At 63.4% G+C, this 19,618-nt stretch carries 19 protein-coding genes; 14 read left to right on the top strand and 5 right to left on the bottom strand.

Going from position 1 to position 19,618, the window contains the following annotated elements:
- Positions 1–32 precede the first annotated feature (32 nt).
- The 5 genes from ACZ0BA_RS10160 to ACZ0BA_RS10140 all read left to right on the top strand — a co-directional run bounded on the left by ACZ0BA_RS10160 (position 33) and on the right by ACZ0BA_RS10140 (position 2,549).
- Complete coding sequence (locus tag ACZ0BA_RS10160) at positions 33–629, top strand: DsbA family oxidoreductase (RefSeq protein WP_463451157.1); 597 nt, start codon at positions 33–35, stop codon at positions 627–629.
- A gap of 63 nt (positions 630–692) precedes the next feature.
- Complete coding sequence (locus ACZ0BA_RS10155) at positions 693–1,010, top strand: DMT family transporter (RefSeq protein WP_463451156.1); 318 nt, start codon at positions 693–695, stop codon at positions 1,008–1,010.
- Between the two features lie 67 nt (positions 1,011–1,077).
- Positions 1,078–1,512, top strand: a complete 435-nt coding sequence (locus ACZ0BA_RS10150) for a DMT family transporter (protein ID WP_463451155.1) — start codon at positions 1,078–1,080, stop codon at positions 1,510–1,512.
- Entirely contained in the window at positions 1,509–2,039 is a 531-nt protein-coding gene (locus ACZ0BA_RS10145; RefSeq protein WP_463451154.1) for a nucleoside deaminase, read from the top strand. The genes ACZ0BA_RS10150 and ACZ0BA_RS10145 overlap by 4 nt, the downstream gene beginning before the upstream one ends.
- Positions 2,040–2,141: 102 nt before the next feature.
- Positions 2,142–2,549, top strand: a complete 408-nt coding sequence (locus ACZ0BA_RS10140; protein ID WP_463451153.1) for a MarR family winged helix-turn-helix transcriptional regulator — start codon at positions 2,142–2,144, stop codon at positions 2,547–2,549.
- Between the two features lie 43 nt (positions 2,550–2,592).
- Here ACZ0BA_RS10140 and lysS read toward each other — a convergent pair whose 3' ends face one another.
- From lysS to prfB, 3 genes are all read right to left on the bottom strand, one after another.
- On the bottom strand, positions 2,593–4,131 hold the full coding sequence (lysS, locus tag ACZ0BA_RS10135; protein WP_463451152.1) for a lysine--tRNA ligase: 1,539 nt from the start codon (positions 4,129–4,131) through the stop codon (positions 2,593–2,595).
- A gap of 26 nt (positions 4,132–4,157) precedes the next feature.
- The gene (locus tag ACZ0BA_RS10130; RefSeq protein WP_463451151.1) at positions 4,158–4,880 is read right to left on the bottom strand and encodes an HAD family hydrolase; all 723 of its coding nucleotides are present in this window, start codon (positions 4,878–4,880) and stop codon (positions 4,158–4,160) included.
- Between the two features lie 3 nt (positions 4,881–4,883).
- A protein-coding gene (gene prfB, locus ACZ0BA_RS10125; protein ID WP_143067986.1) for a peptide chain release factor 2 occupies positions 4,884–5,988 on the bottom strand; the annotation gives its coding sequence in 2 pieces (ribosomal slippage) (positions 4,884–5,906 and positions 5,908–5,988; 1,104 coding nt in all).
- A gap of 291 nt (positions 5,989–6,279) precedes the next feature.
- On the opposite strand from prfB, the gene ACZ0BA_RS10120 reads away from it, so the two are divergent.
- The 9 genes from ACZ0BA_RS10120 (at position 6,280) to ACZ0BA_RS10080 (ending at position 18,005) form a co-directional block, all read left to right on the top strand.
- Complete coding sequence (locus ACZ0BA_RS10120) at positions 6,280–8,283, top strand: bifunctional 2',3'-cyclic-nucleotide 2'-phosphodiesterase/3'-nucleotidase (protein WP_463451150.1); 2,004 nt, start codon at positions 6,280–6,282, stop codon at positions 8,281–8,283.
- A 23-nt stretch (positions 8,284–8,306) separates the two neighbouring features.
- Entirely contained in the window at positions 8,307–8,840 is a 534-nt protein-coding gene (locus tag ACZ0BA_RS10115) for a tetratricopeptide repeat protein (protein ID WP_463451149.1), read from the top strand.
- 231 nt (positions 8,841–9,071) lie between these two features.
- Entirely contained in the window at positions 9,072–10,229 is a 1,158-nt protein-coding gene (locus ACZ0BA_RS10110; protein ID WP_463451148.1) for an ABC transporter substrate-binding protein, read from the top strand.
- A gap of 82 nt (positions 10,230–10,311) precedes the next feature.
- Positions 10,312–11,202, top strand: a complete 891-nt coding sequence (locus tag ACZ0BA_RS10105; RefSeq protein WP_463451147.1) for a branched-chain amino acid ABC transporter permease — start codon at positions 10,312–10,314, stop codon at positions 11,200–11,202.
- A 3-nt stretch (positions 11,203–11,205) separates the two neighbouring features.
- On the top strand, positions 11,206–13,173 hold the full coding sequence (locus tag ACZ0BA_RS10100; protein ID WP_463451146.1) for a branched-chain amino acid ABC transporter ATP-binding protein/permease: 1,968 nt from the start codon (positions 11,206–11,208) through the stop codon (positions 13,171–13,173).
- Between the two features lie 11 nt (positions 13,174–13,184).
- Positions 13,185–13,907, top strand: coding sequence for an ABC transporter ATP-binding protein (locus tag ACZ0BA_RS10095; protein ID WP_463451145.1), 723 nt, complete (start codon positions 13,185–13,187; stop codon positions 13,905–13,907).
- Positions 13,908–13,975: 68 nt separating this feature from the next.
- Entirely contained in the window at positions 13,976–14,815 is an 840-nt protein-coding gene (locus ACZ0BA_RS10090; protein ID WP_463451144.1) for an aldo/keto reductase, read from the top strand.
- Between the two features lie 14 nt (positions 14,816–14,829).
- A complete protein-coding gene (locus ACZ0BA_RS10085; RefSeq protein ID WP_463451143.1) occupies positions 14,830–15,903 on the top strand; it encodes a DUF4272 domain-containing protein in 1,074 nt (357 codons plus the stop codon).
- Positions 15,904–15,968: 65 nt separating this feature from the next.
- On the top strand, positions 15,969–18,005 hold the full coding sequence (locus tag ACZ0BA_RS10080; RefSeq protein ID WP_463451142.1) for an alpha/beta hydrolase domain-containing protein: 2,037 nt from the start codon (positions 15,969–15,971) through the stop codon (positions 18,003–18,005).
- Here the strand turns inward: ACZ0BA_RS10080 and ACZ0BA_RS10075 are convergent.
- Together ACZ0BA_RS10075 and ACZ0BA_RS10070 are read right to left on the bottom strand one after the other, a co-directional pair.
- Complete coding sequence (locus ACZ0BA_RS10075; RefSeq protein WP_463451141.1) at positions 17,975–18,679, bottom strand: hypothetical protein; 705 nt, start codon at positions 18,677–18,679, stop codon at positions 17,975–17,977. The two genes, ACZ0BA_RS10080 and ACZ0BA_RS10075, sit on opposite strands and share 31 nt — an antisense overlap.
- Entirely contained in the window at positions 18,679–19,611 is a 933-nt protein-coding gene (locus tag ACZ0BA_RS10070; protein ID WP_463451140.1) for a glycoside hydrolase family 43 protein, read from the bottom strand. Before ACZ0BA_RS10070 ends, ACZ0BA_RS10075 begins: the two co-directional genes overlap by 1 nt.
- Between the last annotated feature and the right edge of the window lie 7 nt (positions 19,612–19,618).

Genomic DNA, 19,618 nt, shown 5'->3' with positions numbered 1-19,618 from the left:
TGCATGCACATGCAAATAAAAATGGAGACCAAGTGACTACCCTCACTATTTACGCGGACTATGTTTGTCCCTACTGCATGCTGGCCGAGCAGGTCGTGTCCGCCGCCATTGGCGGGCGTGACATCCGCATCGCGTGGCGCCCGTTCGAGCTCCGGCCCGCGCCGGTGCCGACGCTGCGGCCGGAGGACCCGTATCTGCCGGCGGTCTGGCGCGACGCGGTCTATCCCACCGCGCAGCGGCTGGGTATTCCGATCAAGCTGCCGTCGGTCTCGCCGCAGCCGCGCAGCGACAAGGCGTTCGAGATCCTGGCCTTGGCGCAGGACAAGGGCCTCGACCACGCCTACTCGATGCGCGTCATGCGCGCCTTCTTCCAGGAGGACCGCGACATCGGCCAGCCCGAAGTGCTGATCGAACTGGCCGCCGACGCCGGGCTCGATCCTGAAGAAACCCGGCAGGCGCTCGACAGCGGCGCGTTTGCCGAGCGCCATCGCCGCGCGCTGCGCCATGCCCGCGAGGACATGGCAATTACCGCGGTGCCCACCATCGTCGTCGGCAAGCAGGTGTTCCGGGGCACGCCGCCGCTGAGGGCGCTGCAACTGGCGCTCGACCAACTCGTCGCCGGCTCGTGAGCGCACCGGCGGCAGGCAAGGCCCGCTCCGCATCAAACTTCCCAACCCTTAAAAGGACATCGTATGAACTGGTTATATCTTGGAATCGCTGTGATCTTTGAAATCGCGGTCGCCATATCGGCCGGCAACGCGAAGGGCTTCACGCATTTCTGGTGGAGCGTCTCGACCCTGGTTACCGGCGCCATCGGCACCTATTTCCTCAGTCTGGCACTGCTGACGTTCCCGGTCGGCGTCGGCTATGCGATCTGGACCTCTGTCGCCGGCGTCGGCATCGTAATCCTCGGCGCGATGTTTTTCGGGCAGCGGCTCAATCTGAAGAAGATCTTCGGCATCGCCCTGGTGATCGGCGGCGTGGTCGGCCTTCAACTTAGCGGTGCATAAAGGCCGACCCGGCCGACCGCCCCATCCCTTCATTTTCTCAACGCAACACCCATTAAAGGAAACCATCATGACCCCAACTGACGGCAATCGCGAAGGCAATACGCGCGCATGGATTATGCTACTGCTGGCCGGTGTGTTTGAGATCGGCTACGCGCTGAGCGTGGGCGGCAGCAAAGCTTTTACGTTGTTGAACTGGTCGATCTCGGCCGGCGTATTCTTCCTGCTGACGCTGTACGCGCTCAGCGCCGCCCTGAAAACCATCGATGTCGGCATCGGCTACGCCGTGTGGGCGGGCATCGGCGCGGTCGGCGCGGCCATTTTCGGCAGCGTTCTGTTCGACCAGACGCTGGCGCCGATTCAGGTCTTCTGGCTGGCGGTGATCATCGCCGGCGTGGTCTGGCTGAAGCTGGCCGACAGTGCAAAACTGCAAGCGCGCAGCGTGCCCGCACCTACGTATGCCAACGTACGCTCCGACGCCGGCAAGCGGGTGAGAAACTCATGAAGGCTTCTGCGGAACATCGCTCCCCGGCGGCCACGGCGGCCACGGCGGCCGCCGCGGAGCCGCATGGCGAGTTCACGCGGCTCATGAAATCGGCGGTCGCCTATTCGACGGAGCACGTGCACAACGGCGGTATTCCGTTCACGGCGTTTGTCGTCGATGGCGAGTTCCGGGTGGTCGGCTGTGGCGTCAATCGGGTTCGCGAACACCACGATCCGCTGGCCCATGCGGAAGTGGAAGCGATCCGGGATGCCTGCCGCAGCGTGGGCAGCCCCTCGCTGCACGGCATGACGTTGCTGGCCTCGGGCGAGCCCTGCGCGATGTGCTATCTGACGGCGCTGTACGCGGGCATTTCCCAGGTGCTGTTTGCCGTCGACCGCGACGAAGCGGCCGCGCAAGGATTCGACTACCGCCGCACGTATGCGCTGTTCAAGAGCGACCCGCGCCAGTGGAGCGCGCTGACGGCTGGCAAGCTCGAGGTGGAGGAGGGCATGCAGCCGTTCCAGGCATTCCGTGCGCGCCTGCGCTAGCCGGTTCATGGGGGCGCGCCGCCAACGACATCCGGTTTACCTGTATCCTGATCATTTATGATACATTCCAGCGGTTTTTCGTTGGAAACTATGGATTGGGTTATGTCAAAGAGAAGTGATACATGGTTCAACCTGATTCAAGTTGTCGCCAATGTCGAATCCGCCCTGGGCCTGGTTCTGCAAGCCCGCCACGGTATCGGATTGTCAGAGTATCGCGCGCTGGAAGTGCTGGCCCGGTCGCCGAACGCCGAGCTGCGCATGCAGGAGCTGGCCTCGCACCTGCGCCTGAACCAAAGCTCGGTGTCGCGCCTGGTCGAGCGGCTGGAACGCGATGGCCTGACGATCCGCGACCTGTGCCCGGCGGATAAACGCGGGGTCTACACCGTCATCACCAAGGAAGGGCGCGCGCGCCTCGACCGCGCGCAGCCCGATTACGAAAACGCGCTGGACGCGGGCCTGAAGGAACACGGCGGCGAGAACTTGCTGTCGGCGCAGCAGATAAAACAGTAAAAAAAAGCCGCTCGGAGTGAATGTCGAGCGGCTTTTTGCTGGCTTACTCTTCGCGGCGCAAGTGCGGGAACAGCAGCACGTCGCGAATGTTCGGCGAGTCGGTGATGATCATCATCAGGCGATCGATACCGATGCCGCAACCGCCGGCCGGCGGCATGCCGTATTCCAGCGCGCGGATGTAGTCGGCGTCGTAGAACATCGCCTCCTCGTCGCCGGCGTCCTTGGCGGCCACCTGGGCCAGGAAGCGTGCCGACTGGTCTTCGGCGTCGTTCAACTCCGAGAAGCCGTTGGCGATCTCGCGGCCGACCATGAACAGCTCGAAACGCTCGGTGATGCCCGCTTCCGTATCGGAGGCGCGCGCCAGCGGCGACACTTCGGCCGGGTAGTCGATGATGAAGGTCGGTTCCCACAACTGCGCTTCGGCGGTTTCTTCGAACAGTGCCAGTTGCAGCGCGCCCAGGCCGGCCGTGGCGAACGGTTTGACGCCGAACTTCAGCAGTTCCTGCTTGATGAACTCCGCGTCCTTGAGCTGCTCCGGCGTGTAGCCCGGCGCGTACTTGTTGATCGCCTCGACGATGGTCAGGCGGTGGAAGGCCTTGGCCAGATCCAGTTCCTTACCACCGTAGGTCAGGGTGGCGGTGCCGTGGGCGTCGATGGCGGCCTGGCGGATGATCTCCTCGGTGAAGTTCATGATCCACTTGTAGTCGGTGTAGGCCGCGTAGAACTCCATCATTGTGAATTCAGGATTGTGACGGATCGATACGCCTTCGTTGCGGAAGTTGCGGTTGATCTCGAACACGCGGTCGAAGCCGCCCACCACCAGGCGCTTCAGATACAGCTCCGGCGCGATACGCAGGAACATCTGCATGTCCAGCGCGTTGTGGTGGGTGATGAAAGGCTTGGCCGCGGCGCCGCCCGGAATGGCGTGCAGCATCGGCGTTTCCACTTCCATGAATTCGTTTTTTTCCATGAAGCGGCGCATCGACGAAATCGCGGCGGTACGCGCCTTGAAGGTGCGGCGCGTTTCCTCGTTCATGATCAGATCGACGTAGCGCTGGCGGTACTTGGTTTCCTGGTCGGCCAGGCCGTGGAATTTGTCCGGCAGCGGGCGCAGCGACTTCGTGATCAGACGCAGTTGGCTGACCTTGATGGTCAGTTCGTCGGTCTTGGTCTTGAACAGCGTGCCGACCACGCCCAGGATGTCGCCCAGGTCGTAGTGGTGCAGCGCGGCCATCGCCGCTTCGCCGGTCAGGTCGAGCGTGGCATAGATCTGGATGCGGCCATCGGCCTTGGCGCCGGACGAATCCTGCAAGGTGGCGAAAGCGGCCTTCTTGCCGGCTTCGCGCTTCAACATCATGCGGCCGGCCAGCACCACGGTGACCGGATTGGCTTCCAGCTCTTCGCGCGACTTCTCGCCGTACTGCGCGTGCAGGTCGGCCGCCTTGTGCTCGGGTTTGAAGTCGTTCGGGAAGGCGATGCCCTGTTCGCGCAGCGCGGCCAGCTTGACGCGGCGCTCGGCGATGATCTTGTTTTCGTCGGGCGGGGTGGCCGATCCTGCTTGTTCTTGAAGATCCGTAGTCATGGTCTGTTTCTAGGTTGAGGTGATGATTAGTTGGTTGCCGTGGCGTCGACGGATGGTTCGACATCCGGCTCGGAGGCGAACAGCGCCTCGATATCGAGCTCGCTGAAGTCGCGCGCGACGGCGATGACGTTGTCGTATTCGGCAAAAGCCTCGGCCGGCAGGGTGGTGGTCAGCACCACCGCGCGCATGCCGGCGCGGCGGGCCGCCTCCACGCCCAGCGGCGCGTCTTCGAAGACGATGCTGTTGGCGGGCAGCGCGCCGGCGCGTTCGGCCGCCAGCAGGAACACGTCCGGATTCGGCTTGCCGCGCGCCACATCGGCGGCGCCGGCGATGGCGTCGAACTGCTTGCGCAGGTCAAGGCCGTCGAGCGTGAAGGCGATGTTCTCGTTGGGCGCGGCGGTGGCCACGGCCAGCTTGATGCCGGCGTTTTTGGCGGCGGCGATGAACCGGTCGAAGCCCGTCGTCACCGCCAGGTGCGGGGCGTACAGCTCGCGGTACAGCGATTCCTTCTCGAAGTCGAGCGCCGCGCTTTCTTCCCTGGTCAGGTGGTCGCCCAGGTAAGTGCGCATGATCTCATGGCCCTGGCGCCCGGCCGTGTCGCGGAAGAACGCGTCCGGGTCCAGCGTCTGGCCACGGCGTTCGAAAAAGGCCAGCCACGACTTGGTGTGGAAGGCCATGTTGTCGACGATGGTACCGTCCATGTCGAAGATGAACGCGCGCTGCGAGGAGGATGTCACTGTATTTGCCATTGTTTACACGCCTTGTTTGAGCGAAGCGGAGATGAAGTCGTCCAGGTCGCCGTCCAGCACACCCTTGGTGTTGCCGGTCTCGAAGTTGGTGCGCAAATCCTTGATGCGCGACTGATCGAGCACGTAGGAGCGGATCTGGTGGCCCCAGCCGACGTCGGTCTTGGAGTCTTCCAGTTTCTGCTGCTCGCTCATGCGCTTGCGCAGCTCCATCTCGTACAGCTTCGCCTTCAGCATTTCCATCGCCTCGGCCTTGTTGCGGTGCTGCGAGCGGTCGTTCTGGCACTGCACCACGATACCGGACGGGCCGTGGGTCAGGCGCACGGCGGAATCGGTCTTGTTAATGTGCTGTCCACCGGCGCCGGACGCGCGGTAGGTATCGATGCGCAGGTCGGCCGGATTGATCTCGATATCGATCGAGTCATCGACTTCCGGATAGACGAACAGCGACGTGAACGACGTGTGGCGGCCGTTGGCCGAGTCGAACGGCGACTTGCGCACCAGGCGGTGCACGCCGGTCTCGGTGCGCAGGAAGCCATAGGCGTAATCGCCTTCGACCTTGATGGTGGCGGTCTTGATGCCGGCCACCTCGCCGTCGGACTGCTCCATGATCTCGACCTTGAAGCCTTTGCGTTCGGAGTAGCGCAGGTACTGGCGCAGCAGCATCGAGGCCCAGTCCTGGGCTTCGGTGCCGCCGGCGCCGGCCTGGATGTCGATGAAGCAGTTGTTCGGGTCCATCGGATTGTTGAACATCCGGCGGAATTCCATGCCTTCGATGACCTTGCGCACTTCCTCGGCGTCGGCGATCAGCGCTTCGAGCGTGTCGTCGTCGCCTTCTTCCTTGGCCATGGCGAACAGGTCGCTCATGTCTTTGAGGTCGGTGTCGGCCTTGGTCAGCGCGCTGACGATCGCCTCCAGCGATTTTTTCTCTTTACCGAGGTCTTGGGCCTTTTTCGGGTCGTTCCAGACCGTCGGGTCTTCCAGTTCTTCGTTTACTTGTTCGAGTTTCTCTGACTTTTTATCGAAGTCAAAGATACCTCCGTAGTTCGGCTTCGCGCGTGGTCAGATCGGCGAGCAGGGCGGAGAGGGCGTTGATGCGTTCGGCTTCCATGTTTTCTTCTTCTCTAGGCTGAAATCAAACCTTGGATTATACCGGATGAGGGGTGTGGCCGGGCGCTTGTCTGTCCACGCAGGGCAAAAGTACGCGCCGGATTGCCTGGCGGGCATGGCTCTTGCATACCGACAGTCAACGCCAAGTTGTAAAATACTGACAATTCAGTCACGACCGGTATAAAATATGCACCCATTCGGTGACGTATATTGATGCAAAGAAATATCGCGGGCGTCACCGTGCCGCACCCTGGTCACCGGCCCAAAACACTGCCACTCCCTGTTGATATCCATGCGCCTGTTCTTCGTCCTGCCCATTTTGCTGATCGGTTGCGGCAGCCTGCCGCAGCCCGGCTCAATGCCGCCGGCCGGCAGCGAGGCCACCTTGGCGCTGCTGGAGACGACCGACCTGCACGCCAACGTGCTTGGATACGACTATTACAAGCTCAAAGCCGATCCGTCGATCGGGCTGGAACGCACCGCCACGCTGATCAAGCAGGCGCGTGCCGAATTCCCCAACAATCTGCTGCTCGATAATGGCGACGCGTTGCAAGGCACGGCGCTGGCCGACTATCAGGCGATGGTCGCGCCGGTCGGCTGCGACCAGCCGCCGGCGATCTACAAGGCCATGAATCTGCTGGGCGTCGACGGCGCGGGCATCGGCAACCACGAATTCAATTACGGCCTGGCGTATCTGAACCAGGTCACCGGCAGCCATTTCGATGTCGACGGCGTCGCCGCCGACGCGCCGCGCTGCGCCGGTCCCGCGTTCCCGATCGTGCTGGCGAATATCTACAGCGCCCGGACCAGGGAGCCGCTGTTCGCGCCATATAAGATCCTCACCCGCCGGATCGCCGCCACCGGCCCGGATGGCAGGCCGCTCATGGCCACCATCAAGGTGGGCATCATCGGCTTCGCGCCGCCGGGCGTCCTGTCGTGGGACAAGCACTGGCTGGACGGTAAAGTCTACGCCGAGGGCGTGCGCGAAACGGCGCTGAAGTACATCCCGCAAATGCGTGCGAAAGGCGCCGACCTGGTGGTGGCGATCTCGCACGGCGGGCTCGATGGCGGGCCGTACACGCCGCAGATGGAAAACGCCAATTACTATCTGGCGCAGGTGCCGGGTGTGGACGCGATGCTGATCGGCCATGCGCACCAGCAGTTCCCGAACGCCGCCAGCACCGTCGATTCGTTCGATCTGCCGGGCGTCGACAAGGCTGCGGGCACGGTACAAGGCGTGCCGGCGGTGATGGCCAGCCTGTGGGGCAAGCACCTGGGCGTGATCGGCCTGCGCCTGAAGTACGACGGCAAGGCCTGGATCGTCGACAAAAGCCGCACCACGGTCGAAGCGCGCGGCACGCGGAATCCCGACCACACGTACGTCGCCGCCGATCCGGCCGTCGGCGCGCTGATCGCCGCCGAGCACGAAGCGACCATCCGTTATGTACGGGCGCCGATCGGCACCAGCGACTTCCGCATGTCGTCCTATTTCGCCGATGTCGGCGACGTCAGCGCCATCGAGCTGGTGAACCAGGCGCAAACCGATTATGTGGTGAAGTACGTCAAGGCCGCCATGCCGAATTACGCGGCCCTGCCGGTGCTGTCGATGGCGTCGCCGTTCAAGGCCGGCGCGGCGGGTGTGGGCGACTACACCGACGTCAAGGCCGGCGGCGTGGCGCTCAATAACGCCGCCGACCTGTATCTGTATCCCAACGCGCTGCATGCGGTGAAGCTGGACGGCGCAGGGCTCAAAGCCTGGCTGGAAAAGTCGGCCGAGCGCTTCAACCGCATCGATCCGGCCAGCGGCGCGCAGCAGGAGCTGGTCAATTCGTCCTTCTCCAGCTTTAACTTCGACATGCTGACCAGCGCCGATGTCAGTTACCGGATCGACGTGACCAAGCCGGCCGGCCAGCGCATCGCCGCGTTGCACTATAAAGGTGCACCCATCGCACCGTCGCAGGAATTCCTGGTCGTGACCAATAACTACCGCGCCAGCGGCGGCGGCAATTTCCCCGGCCTCGATGGCCGCAAGACGGTGCTCGAGGCGCCGGACAGCAGCCGCGATGTGCTGATCGCATATATCAAGCAGGTCAGGACCTTGACCCGTGCGCGCAACGGTTCGACGCGCAGCTGGCGCTTCGTGCCGGTTGCGACCAGGGGGGCGGTGATGTTTCACGCGCCGCCGAACATGATCGGTCTGGCCAGCGAGGCGGGCCTGGCGTCGGTCTCGCAGATCAAACCGGATGATGGCGGCGGCAAGGGCTTCGCCCTGTACGCCATCGACTTGTCGAAGTGAGTGGAGGCCCGATGATGCCTGTCATGCGAAAAATCTGTGCGGTTCTGACGTTGCTGGCGGCGGGGACGGGGGCGGGCATTGCCCCGGCTCCGGCGTGTGCGGCGCCGGTGGACGAAGCGCGTTTGTACCTGCGCGGCGGCCAGGGCGTCAGGGTCGACCTGCCGAAGGCGTTCTCCCTGCTCTCGGGCGCGGCCAAGGCCGGCGATCCCCAGGCGGCTTATTATCTGGGCATGATGTACCAGAACGGCATGTCGGTGCCGCGCGACGCCAGGGCTGCCGCGCAATGGCTGCAGTTTGCCGCCAACCGCCAGATGCCGGCGGCGATGTTCGCGCTGGCGAACCTGTATCTGAGTGGCGATGGCGTCAAGCGCGACGAGCAGGCAGCCCGCCGGCTGATCGAAAAGGCCGCCGACCTTGAGTACCCGGACGCGGTGATGGCGATGGCCATCGGCCTGCGCGACGGCTCCATGGGTTTCGAGCGTAACGAGGCGCTGGCCGAGACCCAGATGCGCTTTGCCAACCGCGCCCTGAAGCAGAAGCCCGCCGGCGGCATGTAGCATCCGGCGGCGCCGCGCGCCTTGTTTAGCGGTCACTTCTCCCCATCCATCCTTACGGCTTGCTTACACGCGGCGGGCCACGCGCATCCCGCCGCACGTGCTGCAATGCCGCACATGTATCTGTTGCTGGTCCCCGTTGTCTCCCCTACAATGCCTCATCGATGGGGGCAACTTTCCAGCCCGTTTTCCAGCGTACGACTACTATAAAAACGTTGTAACAGGAGATGACAAATGGATTTCAAACTGAATTTGCTGGCCGCTGCATTGGTACTCGGTTTCTCTTCTTCCGCCATGGCGGCGGACCCCATCAAGATCGGCGTGGCCGGTCCGTTCACCGGCGGCTCGGCGCCGATGGGCGTCTCCATGCGCGACGGCGTCAAGCTGGCCGTGGCCGACATCAACGCCAAGGGCGGAGTGCTGGGCCGCCAGTTGCAGATCGTCGAGCGTGACGACGAGGCCAAACCGGAACGCGGCGTGCAGATCGCCCAGGAATTGATCAACAAGGAGAAGGTGGTCGCCACCGTCGGCTACATCAACACCGGCGTCGCGCTGGCGTCGCAGCGCTTCTACCAGGAAGCGAAGATCCCGGTCATGAACAACGTCGCCACCGGCTCGATCATCACCAAGCAGTTCGCCGACAAGCCGGAGAACTACATTTTCCGCAACGCCGCCAACGATCAGATCCAGTCGCAGATGATCATCCAGGAGGCGGTCGACAGCCGCAAGTTCAAAAAGGTCGCCATCCTGGCCGACTCCACCAACTACGGTCAGCTGGGCCGCGAGGATCTGGAGAAGGCGCTCGATAAAAAGGGTATGAAGGCGGTCGCCATCGAAAAATATAATATCAAGGATGTCGACATGACGGCCCAACTGCTGAAGGCCAAGCAGGCCGGCGCAGAAGTGGTGCTCACCTACGGCATCGGTCCGGAGCTGGCGCAGATCGCCAACGGCATGGAAAAGCTGAACTGGAAGGTGCCGATGATCGGCAGCTGGACGCTGTCGATGGGGAATTTCATCGACAACGCCGGCAAGAACGGCAACGGCACGCGCATGCCGCAGACCTTCATCCAAGAGGCCACCACGCCCAAACGCAAAGCGTTCATCGACGCCTACGTGAAAGCCTACAATCCGCCGGCCGGGCGCATGCCGTCGCCGGTGTCGGCGGCCCAGGGCTACGATTCGATCTACCTGCTGGCCGCTGCCATCAAGCAGGCTAATTCCACGGAAGGGCCGAAGATCAAGGCCGCGCTGGAAAACCTCAACGAGAAGATCGACGGCGTCGTCACCTCGTACAGCAAACCATTCAGCAAGGATAACCACGAGGCCATCACCGCCGACATTACCGTCTTCGGTGAAGTCAAGGACGGCAAAGTCGTTCCGGTCAAGTAAGGTAAGGCGACGCATCGTCACCGGCCAGTCTTGAGCGTTCAAGCCTGGCCTTTTTCTCGTGTTCCTCACCGTGGTGGACATCATGGAAATCCTGTTACAACTGATCTTCAGCGGCATCGCGCTCGGCATGATCTACGCCGTCATCGCGTTCGGCTACCAGCTCACGTTCGCCACCTCCGGCACGCTCAACTTCGGCCAGGGCGAATCGCTGATGCTCGGCGCGCTGGTCGGCCTTAGCCTGGTGGGCACCATCCACGGCGGCCCGTATATGAGTTATTTGTTAATGATCCCGCTGGTGATCGTCTTCGGCGCGCTGCAAGGCATGTTCGTCGAATGGATAGGCGTGCGGCCGGCGATCAAGATCAAGTCGGAGTTCGGCTGGATCATGTCGACCATCGCGCTGGCGATCATCTTCAAGAACGTCGCCGAGAATATCTGGGGCAAGGACGACCTCACGTTCCCGTCGCCGCTCAGCTCCACGCCGTTCCAGATCTTCGGCGCCAATGTTCAGCCGATGCAGGTTGCCGTGATCGTCGGCGCGCTCGCCATCATGGCCGCGGTTGAAATCTTCAACCGCAAATCGATCTACGGCAAAGCCGTCGTCGCCACGTCCAACGACCGCGACGCGGCGGGGCTGATGGGCATCAATACCAGCATGGTGATCACCTTCTCGTACGCGCTGTCGTCGGCCACCGCGGCCTTCGCCGGCGTGCTGGTGGCGCCGCTGACGCTGACCGGCGCCACCATGGGCGCCTCGCTCGGCCTCAAGGCCTTCGCCGTCGCCATCATCGGCGGCCTGACGTCCGGCGTCGGCGCCATCGTCGGCGGTCTTATTTTGGGCATCACCGAGACGGCGGCCGGCTACTACATCTCGACCGGTTACAAAGACGTACCGGGCTTGCTGCTTCTGCTGCTGGTACTCGCGATCAAGCCGTCCGGCCTGTTCGGTAAAGCCGCCATCAAAAAGGTCTGACCCATGAACAAGACGATCGTCGCGGCAAGCGTGTTGGGGTTGGCGGTGCTGGCGCTGTATCCGGTGCTGATCCCCAATCCGTATTACATCCACCTGTTCGAAACCATACTGATTTACGCGATCCTGCTGTTCGGACTCGATATCGTGGTCGGCTACACCGGGCAGGTGTCGCTGGGCCACGCCGGCCTGTTTGGCATCGGCTCCTATGTCACCGGGGTGCTGGTGTTCAAACTGGGCGCACCGTTTTGGCTTGCGATTCCCGCCAGTGTGCTGGGGGCTGCGCTGTTCGGCGCCCTGCTGGCGCTGCCGGCGCTGCGCGTGACCGGACCGTATCTGGCGATGGTGACGCTGGCCTTCGGCACCATCATCCAGATCCTGATTAACGAGATGACCTTCCTGACCGAAGGGCCGATGGGGCTCAAGCTGTCCAAGCCGGAGATTTTCGGCCATAAGCTCGACGAGGTCGAGTACTACTATATGTGCGCCGCGCTGATGGTGGTCTCCTTGATCGTCGTGCACCGGATACTCAAGTCGAACCTCGGCCGCGCCTTCGAAGCGCTGCGCGACAGCCCGATCGCCTCCGACTGCATGGGCGTCTCGGTCTACCGCTACAAGGTGTACGCCTTCATCATCAGCGCCGGTTTCGCCGGACTGGCAGGCAGCTTGTACGCGTATTCGGAGGAGTACATCTCGCCCAACACCTACAACTTCGAACTCACCATCCTGTTCCTGCTGGCGGTGATCATGGGTGGGCGCAAGACGCGCTCCGGCGCGCTGATCGGCGCGCTGATCGTGGTCATGCTGCCCAGCTTTTTGGCTGACATCGAATTGTTCCGCAAGATCGCCGTCATCGCCGCCGTGCTGGGCGTCGTCGGTTCCGCCGTGATGCTGGCGAAGAAGCGCGCCACCCTGCGCGGCGTGCTGGTGCCGCTGGTGGCGACGATCGGCATGGCCGCGTTTTCGTTCAAACTGGAGAACATCGTCGATTGGCGCCTGACCATCTTCGGTCTAATGACGCTGTTCGTCGTCTACTATCTGCAAGACGGCATCGTCGGCTTCCTCAAAGGCTTGCTTGGCAGGGGAGCTGTGCACGCCAAGGCGGTTGACGCCAGCGGCGCCGAAGCGTTCGCGCGCGCCAAGGGCGGCAACGCCGGCGAAACACTGCTCGACGTGAACCAGATCCTGATGCAGTTCGGTGGCCTGAAGGCGCTCAACCAGGTCGACATGCACGTGATCCAGGGCTCGGTGCATGGCTTGATCGGTCCCAATGGCTCGGGCAAAAGCACGATGATGAACGTGCTGACGGGGATCTACAAACCGACCGCCGGCCAAGTCAAGTTTTCTGGTGCGGTGATTTCGGGCCGTACGCCGTCGGAAATCGCGTTGGGCGGCGTCGCCCGCACCTTCCAGAACGTGCAGCTGTTCGGCGAGATGACGGCCACCGAGAACGTGCTGGTCGGATTGCACAACACCTTCAAGTCGAATGTGCTGGACGTGATGCTGCAAACCCCGCGCTACAAACGTGAGGAGCGGGCCGCCCGCGACCGCGCCGCCAGCATCCTGGAGTTCGTCGGCCTGACGGCGATGGCCAACGAGGAAGCGCGCAATCTCCCGTACGGCAAACAGCGGCTGCTGGAGATTGGCCGCGCGCTAGGACTCAGTCCGCGCCTGCTGCTGCTGGACGAACCGGCGGCCGGCCTGACTGCGCCGGACATCAAGGAGCTGATGGCGATCATTCGCAAGATCCGCGACCACGGCATCACCATCATCCTGATCGAGCACCACATGGACGTGGTGATGGCCTTGTCCGACACGGTCACGGTGCTGGACTTCGGCCAGAAGATCGCAGAGGGCGCGCCGGCGGCGGTGCAAAGCGATCCGAAGGTGATCGAGGCATACCTTGGCGGCAGCAGCGAAGAACACGGCGGCACAATGGCTTCGGTTGCGCCGCCGGCGCCGATCGCACACTAACAAGGACAGACATGCTATCGATCTCCAATCTGCACGCCGCCTACGGCAAAGTCGAAGTCCTGCACGGCATTTCGCTGGACGTCCCCAAGGGAAAGCTGGTGACCCTGATCGGTTCCAACGGCGCCGGAAAAACCACCACCATGCGCGCCATCTCCGGCATGATCAAGCCGAAGGACGGCAAGGTCACGCTGGACGGCAAGGACATCACCGGCTTCGATTCGCACCGGATCGCCCGCGCTGGCCTGGCGCATTCGCCGGAGGGGCGGCGGGTGTTCGCTTCGATGACGGTGACGGACAACCTGCTGCTCGGCGCCTTCCCGCGCTTTACGCGCGCGCGGCCCAAGGGCGACATCAACCACGACCTGGAAAAAGCGCTGGAGCTGTTCCCACGTCTGAAGGAGCGGCAGGGGCAGCTGGCCGGCACCTTATCCGGCGGCGAACAGCAAATGCTGGCGATGGCGCGCGCCATCATGCTCAACCCGGACGTGGTGCTGCTTGACGAGCCGTCGATGGGGCTGGCGCCGATTCTGGTCGAGGAAGTGTTCCGCATCATCATGCGCCTGAAGTCGGAGGGCGTGACGATGCTGCTGGTCGAGCAGTTCGCCGCCGCCGCGCTGAACGTCGCCGACTACGGCTACGTGCTGGAGAACGGCAGCATCTCCGTCCACGGCCCGGCCGAGAGCCTGAAGACCGATCCGAAGGTGATCGCAGCCTACCTCGGCGGTGGCCACTAGCGAATCAATCGGACGGCGGAACTGGGTGCGGTATCATTTGCGGGATACGGTTTTTAGGGAGTTCCGCAATGAAAACAGTCAGCTTTGCGTCCGGCCGCGCGGTGCCCACGCTCGGGCAGGGCACCTGGAACATGGGCGAGGACCCGTCCCGCAAGCAGGATGAGGTCCGCGCGCTGCAAATGGGCCTCGATCTTGGCATGACATTGATCGACACCGCCGAAATGTACGGCGAGGGCGGGGCGGAACTGGTTGTCGGCGACGCGATTGCCAGCCGCCGGTCCGAGGTCTACCTGGTCACCAAAGTCTATCCGCACAACGCCAACCTGGAAGGCACGCAAGCGGCCTGCGAGCGCAGCCTCAAACGCCTGAAGGTCGATTGCATCGATCTCTATCTGCTGCACTGGCCCGGATGCTTCGCGCTGGACGAGACCTTCGACGCCTTCGAGGCGCTGAAGAAGGCCGGCAAGATCAACGAGTACGGCGTCAGTAACTTCGACCTGGAAGGCATGCAGGACGCCGTCGATTGCGGCGCCGTGGCCACCGACCAGGTACTCTACAACCTGATGAAGCGCGGGATCGAGTTCGATCTGCTGCCGTGGTGTCGTCAGCAGCGCATGCCGGTGATGGCTTACTCGCCGCTGGAATCGACCGGCCGCGAACAGGCCGCGCTGCTTGGCAATCCTGGCCTGCTTGCCGTCGCCGAGGCGCATGGCGTCACGCCCGCACAGGTGGCCTTGGCGTGGGTGCTGCATCAGGAAGGCGTGATCGCCATCCCCAAGGCCGTCGATCCTGTACACTTGCGCGCTAATCGCGCTGCCGCCGATATTCGTCTCTCTGCGGAAGACCTGGCGGCGCTGGACCGAGCGTTTCCACCGCCGCGCCGTCGGCGTGCGCTGGATATGCGTTAAATGACGAATCACTTATGCTAAACCGAATCAAACAATTCTTTGCTGCGAAAGACATCAGTAACCACATCCTGCTCAATGCCTACTGCACGGTGGCCGACGCGCCGAAGCCCGACTTCGCACATGTGTTGAACGCGCGCCGCGACCTGTCTGATCCTGAACTGCAGCCGCATCTCAATGGTTTCATGAATTTCGTGGCGGACGCCGGCCGGGGCAACATGACGCGCGTGCGCTATCACGTGATCCGCCACCTCCAGCGCGTGCGCCAACACGTCAGCCTGGCCGTGGAGGAGGGCGCGATGGATAGCTTCTCCGAGTGGGCGAAGGCGGCCAACGCTATCGTGTTCATGGCGGATGGCAGCGTGCGCGACCCGCAGGGACGCATTCTTCTACCCGCTTCCAGCGATGATGGCGACCCGCAGGCTGCGGTGCCGTACCCGCCGCAGGCCTGGCAGCGCAAAGCCCGCAGCGACGAGCTGCTCGCGGCCCGCAAGGTCACCGTGCCGGCGGATTTGCCGCCGCTGGTGTCGGAGCCGGAACTGCGGTTGCGCGCCCCCGAGGATGTGCTGCGAAGGATGCTGGCCTTGTTCGTGGTGGCGATACGCGCCGAGTCCCTGACCGGTGAGACGCCGATTACGGCCGCAGACCTTCAACAACGCTTCCCGCCGGCGTTTGCCGGGCTGACCGACGCGGAGCGCGCCTTCCTGGCGCAGGAAACGCCCACGCAGCAGGAAATCACGCAGCACCTGTGGCGCTATGAGGCGATCCTTGTGCTGCAGTGGACTTTGGGGCTGCAGGACGCACTGCCGTTCGCCGATACGATCTGTGACGTGTCGTCGATTTCGCGCACCGCCATCGAGCGGGGAACCGAAGGCTTGCGCAAGCAGCCGGCAATGCGGTCGGCGACGGAGATCCTGGACGCCCTTGATCTGCACTACCGCCAGCATTGGGCCACCCGCCAGGCGCTGTTGAAGAAGTACCCGGCGCCGGCAGGGTTGAATGACGGTGTGCTGCAGGAGCGACATCACGCATTGAACTGGTTGGTGCGGTTCGAGGACCGCGATTGGGACGACGTCGATACGCCGACATAACCGCAGCCTCGCCGGTGTGCCACCTCTGCTAGGATAGACGCTTCGCAAACGAATAGAGGTGCAGGATGATCTACAAGCATCGGTTGGCACTGCTGGCCACCACGACCGCGTTGGCGGCACTCTGCGTACCGGCGCAGGCGGGTGTGGAGCGTATCGAAGTGATCGAGCGCACGCCGTTTGCGGCGGGCATGACCTTTGGCGACGCCGGTGCGTATGAAAAGATACGCGGTGTCGCTTATTACGCGCTGGATCCCAAGTTGAAGTCCAACGCAGTCATCGTCGATCTGAAGCACGCGCCTCGCGACGCGCGCGGCCGCGTTGTTTTCTCCAGCGAATTCGTCCTGCTGCGGCCAGTCGGCTCGAAGTCCTCCAGTTTGATCTATGACGTCAACAACCGTGGCGGCATTGCGATCATGGGGCAGGTCAACGGCCGCAGCCCGGTCAACAACGATCCGACCACCGCCGCCGACGCGGGCGATGGTTTCCTGATGCGCCATGGCTTCTCGCTGCTGTTTTCCGCGTGGACGTGGGATGTGGCGCCGCAGGCGCCCGGCGCCCGGCCGCTGGTGTTTGCGCCGCCGGTTGCCAAGGGTATCAAAGGCAAGGTGCAGAATGAGTTCACCGTCAGCGCGCCGGTCGATATCGCTGTCTACGCCGGTCAGCGTGGCCTGACCTACGAGCCGGCCAAGACAGGCGACCCGAAAGCGCAGTTGACCCAGCGCGCCCGGCCGGCCGATCAGCGCAAGCCTATTCCGCGCAGCAGCTGGCGTTTCGTCGCGGCGGAGCAGAAGGGTGGGCCTGGCCGCGTGCAGTTGGACGGCGGCTTCAAGCCAGATACGATCTATGAATTGACCTACGTCGCGAAAGACCCTTACGTCACCGGCGCCGGGTTGGCTGGCATACGCGATCTGCTGGCCTACTTCCGCGATATGCCATTCGAAGGCGCGCCGGTGCCAAAGGCGGTGCTTATGTTCGGCATCAGCCAGTCCGGTCGCGTAATCGGCCGCATGCTGCACGACGGCCTGAATGTGGATGAATCCGGGCGGCTGGCCTTCAGCGGCGCCTATCTGCAGGTGCCTGGCGCCGGCGGTTCGGCGGGATTCAACGGTCGCTTCGTGCAGCCGACGCGCCACCCGTCGATGATGGAGGAGCATGAGTATCCGGCGGATGCCTTCCCGTTCACCACTGCGCCCTCGCGCGACGCTGTCACCGGCAAGACAGCGTCCACGCTGGATCTGGCGCGGGACAAGCAGGGTAATTTGCCGAAACTGATTTATGCGAATACTTCGACGGAATATTGGAATCGCGGCGCCTCGCTGATCACCACCACGACGGATGGCGCGCGCGATGTGGCGCCAGCGGACAATGCGCGTGTCTATGGTTTCATGGGCGCGCAGCACTACGTCGGCCGCTCGCGCGTGCGCGCGCCTTTCACGGCTTGCGTCTCCACCAGTAACCACTACTTGCCCATGCGGGCGTTGATCGTGGGGCTGGAGGATTGGGTGGTCGACGGAAAACGGCCGCCGGACAGCGCCTATCCGCAACTTGCCGACGGTTCGCTGACCACGGTTGCGGATTACCGCGCTATCTTCCCCAAGGGTTTCGGCCTGACGCCGCCGGAGCAGAATCTACGCGAGCCGAGGTTGATCGGCAGCGGGGCGCCGGTCAAGCGTGGCGAGGAATTCGAGACCCGCGTGCCGACACCGGATGCGGACGGCAATGACAGGGGCGGCGTGCGGCTGGTGGAGTTGCAGGCTCCTCTGGGGACGCATACGGGGTGGAACCTGCGCGCGCCGGAGACGGGGTTCGCTTGGGCGACGTCCCGTTTCGATGGCAGTTTCGTGCCGTTCGCCAGGACGGAGGCGGAGCGGGTCGCGGCTGGCGATCCTCGGCCTAGTCTGGAGGCGCGGTATCCGACCCGGGATGATTTCGTCGCGGCCGTCCGGGCTGCGGCGGAACGACAGGTGGCGGCGGGGTTGCTGCTGCCCGAGGATGTGGCGCGGACGCTTGCGGAGAATGCAGGGTTGTATGACCGGATATTGGCGCGCGATCCTTCGGACCAGGGCTGTGGTTATTTGTTTGCGGAGGCACGCAAGGAGTGAATCGCGTCCCGTAAGACTTGCTGCATATGTTGGTCGTGCTTCATCTGGTCTTCGTCGGCGCTGTTTGATGGTGGCGCGGCGCCGTCGCGGCGCTGGCCCAGTTCTTCCAGCGCTTGCGTGAAGTAGGCCTCCTCGTTGCCGAACCACTCGAGCGTGACCCTGTCTCCCAGCATGCGGTTGCGCAGTTGCTCCCGCTGCCGTTGCCAGCCGATCAGGCGATTGAGGTCCGGCGTAGCAGCGAAATTTTGCGCCGCCAGCAGTTCGTCATGTGCGCTTAAATACGCGTTGTAGCTGCTCGCAAGCTGTCCGGCCTCGCGCGCCGCGCTGGCCGGCAGGTGCCGATTCAGATAGGCCAGCAGTGCCTGAAGGCCGCCGTTGTCACTCCTCGCGAGCAGATAGGAATCCATCACTTTATGCAGTGCGCTGTCGGCGATCAGTTCCTGATTATCGGTCAGCGCGATATCCGACGATAAATCACCGGGCGTGCGCAAGGCCGGCGCAGGCGATGTGGCGTTCGCAATCACAGGCGCCGCCATCGCCTGCGGCGGCATGGCAGCGGCAGCGGGTGCCTGGTCCGGCCACCGCGCCCACATCAGCGCCGTCGCGCCGAGGATGCCGCCGGCCGCAGCCGCCAGCATCACCGGCCAGCGCTTTTTCCGCGCCTGGTCCGTCATTAGAAAGTCGGCCAGCCGTTGGTGAAGAACAGGTCGCTGATGAACAGCACGCCGTTGTAGTTGTTCTGGCTATCGAGACGGTGTCGCACCATCGCGCCGTTGCTGATCGATTCGCCGCCCGGTGCGATGAAGCGCGCGCCGCCCGAATCGAGCACGGTGCCGCCGCCGTTGCGCATATCGACGCCATTCTTGTCGACATACGGCCCGGTGATGCTGGTGGAGCGGCCGTAGGAGATGTGATAGGTGCTGTTGGCGCCCGCGCAGCAGCTGCCTTTGGAGACGAACAGGTAGTAGTACGAGCCGTTGGCGATGATGAACGGGTTTTCGATGCCGGCGGCGTCGTCGGCCAGGCGGTATTTGGTGCCGATCGGTTTGAGCGTGTTGGCGTCGACCCGCGTCAGGAATATCCCGTCCCAGAAGGAACCGTAGCTTAACCAGGGCTGCCCCGATTTGTCGACCACGAAGTTGGGATCGATCGCGTTGAAATTGTCGCCCGGCGCGGACGTGATGACGACTCCCTTGTCCACCCAGTTACCTTGCGCGATGCTGCTTGCCGTCGCCAGGCCGATCGCCGATTTCTGGTTGCCGAAGGTGGATACGGCGTAGTACATGATCGCCTTGCCGTTCCAGACGTGGATGTCCGGCGCCCATACGGTTTTGCTGTTGCCGTTGTATTGGCCCCACCACGACAGACCGCCGCCGAAGATGCTGACGCCTTGCGTCCATGCGCGGCCATCCGGCGAGTACTTAACGCCGATGCCGGTGTCGCTGGTCTCCGTGATCCACCAGGTGTTGCCTTCCTTGTAGACGCTCGGATCGTGGGTGACGACCGCGCCGGTAAGCGTCCATGTGGCGGCGCCGGCGTTCAAGGACGAGGCCAGCGCGAGGCAGCCGACCGCCGCCCACTTTTTCAGGTGCGTGAATTTGCTCATGTTTGTC

Source organism: Duganella sp. AC917, from assembly GCF_979258245.1.
The sequence above is the reverse complement of the archived record's forward strand: the minus strand, read 5'-3'. Positions and strand labels throughout refer to the sequence as shown.

What these genes read in the sequence shown, in the direction of transcription:
- ACZ0BA_RS10145 (WP_463451154.1), top strand. Translation starts at nt 1,509, where the DNA reads ATGAAGGCTTCTGCGGAACATCGCTCCCCGGCGGCCACGGCGGCCACG.
- ACZ0BA_RS10130 (WP_463451151.1), bottom strand. Translation starts at nt 4,880, where the DNA reads ATGGCAAATACAGTGACATCCTCCTCGCAGCGCGCGTTCATCTTCGAC.
- ACZ0BA_RS10075 (WP_463451141.1), bottom strand. Translation starts at nt 18,679, where the DNA reads ATGACGGACCAGGCGCGGAAAAAGCGCTGGCCGGTGATGCTGGCGGCT.
- ACZ0BA_RS10110 (WP_463451148.1), top strand. Translation starts at nt 9,072, where the DNA reads ATGGATTTCAAACTGAATTTGCTGGCCGCTGCATTGGTACTCGGTTTC.
- ACZ0BA_RS10070 (WP_463451140.1), bottom strand. Translation starts at nt 19,611, where the DNA reads ATGAGCAAATTCACGCACCTGAAAAAGTGGGCGGCGGTCGGCTGCCTC.
- ACZ0BA_RS10120 (WP_463451150.1), top strand. Translation starts at nt 6,280, where the DNA reads ATGCGCCTGTTCTTCGTCCTGCCCATTTTGCTGATCGGTTGCGGCAGC.
- ACZ0BA_RS10095 (WP_463451145.1), top strand. Translation starts at nt 13,185, where the DNA reads ATGCTATCGATCTCCAATCTGCACGCCGCCTACGGCAAAGTCGAAGTC.
- lysS (WP_463451152.1), bottom strand. Translation starts at nt 4,131, where the DNA reads ATGACTACGGATCTTCAAGAACAAGCAGGATCGGCCACCCCGCCCGAC.
- ACZ0BA_RS10105 (WP_463451147.1), top strand. Translation starts at nt 10,312, where the DNA reads ATGGAAATCCTGTTACAACTGATCTTCAGCGGCATCGCGCTCGGCATG.
- ACZ0BA_RS10150 (WP_463451155.1), top strand. Translation starts at nt 1,078, where the DNA reads ATGACCCCAACTGACGGCAATCGCGAAGGCAATACGCGCGCATGGATT.
- ACZ0BA_RS10090 (WP_463451144.1), top strand. Translation starts at nt 13,976, where the DNA reads ATGAAAACAGTCAGCTTTGCGTCCGGCCGCGCGGTGCCCACGCTCGGG.
- ACZ0BA_RS10100 (WP_463451146.1), top strand. Translation starts at nt 11,206, where the DNA reads ATGAACAAGACGATCGTCGCGGCAAGCGTGTTGGGGTTGGCGGTGCTG.
- ACZ0BA_RS10085 (WP_463451143.1), top strand. Translation starts at nt 14,830, where the DNA reads ATGCTAAACCGAATCAAACAATTCTTTGCTGCGAAAGACATCAGTAAC.
- ACZ0BA_RS10080 (WP_463451142.1), top strand. Translation starts at nt 15,969, where the DNA reads ATGATCTACAAGCATCGGTTGGCACTGCTGGCCACCACGACCGCGTTG.
- ACZ0BA_RS10115 (WP_463451149.1), top strand. Translation starts at nt 8,307, where the DNA reads ATGCGAAAAATCTGTGCGGTTCTGACGTTGCTGGCGGCGGGGACGGGG.
- ACZ0BA_RS10140 (WP_463451153.1), top strand. Translation starts at nt 2,142, where the DNA reads ATGTCAAAGAGAAGTGATACATGGTTCAACCTGATTCAAGTTGTCGCC.
- ACZ0BA_RS10155 (WP_463451156.1), top strand. Translation starts at nt 693, where the DNA reads ATGAACTGGTTATATCTTGGAATCGCTGTGATCTTTGAAATCGCGGTC.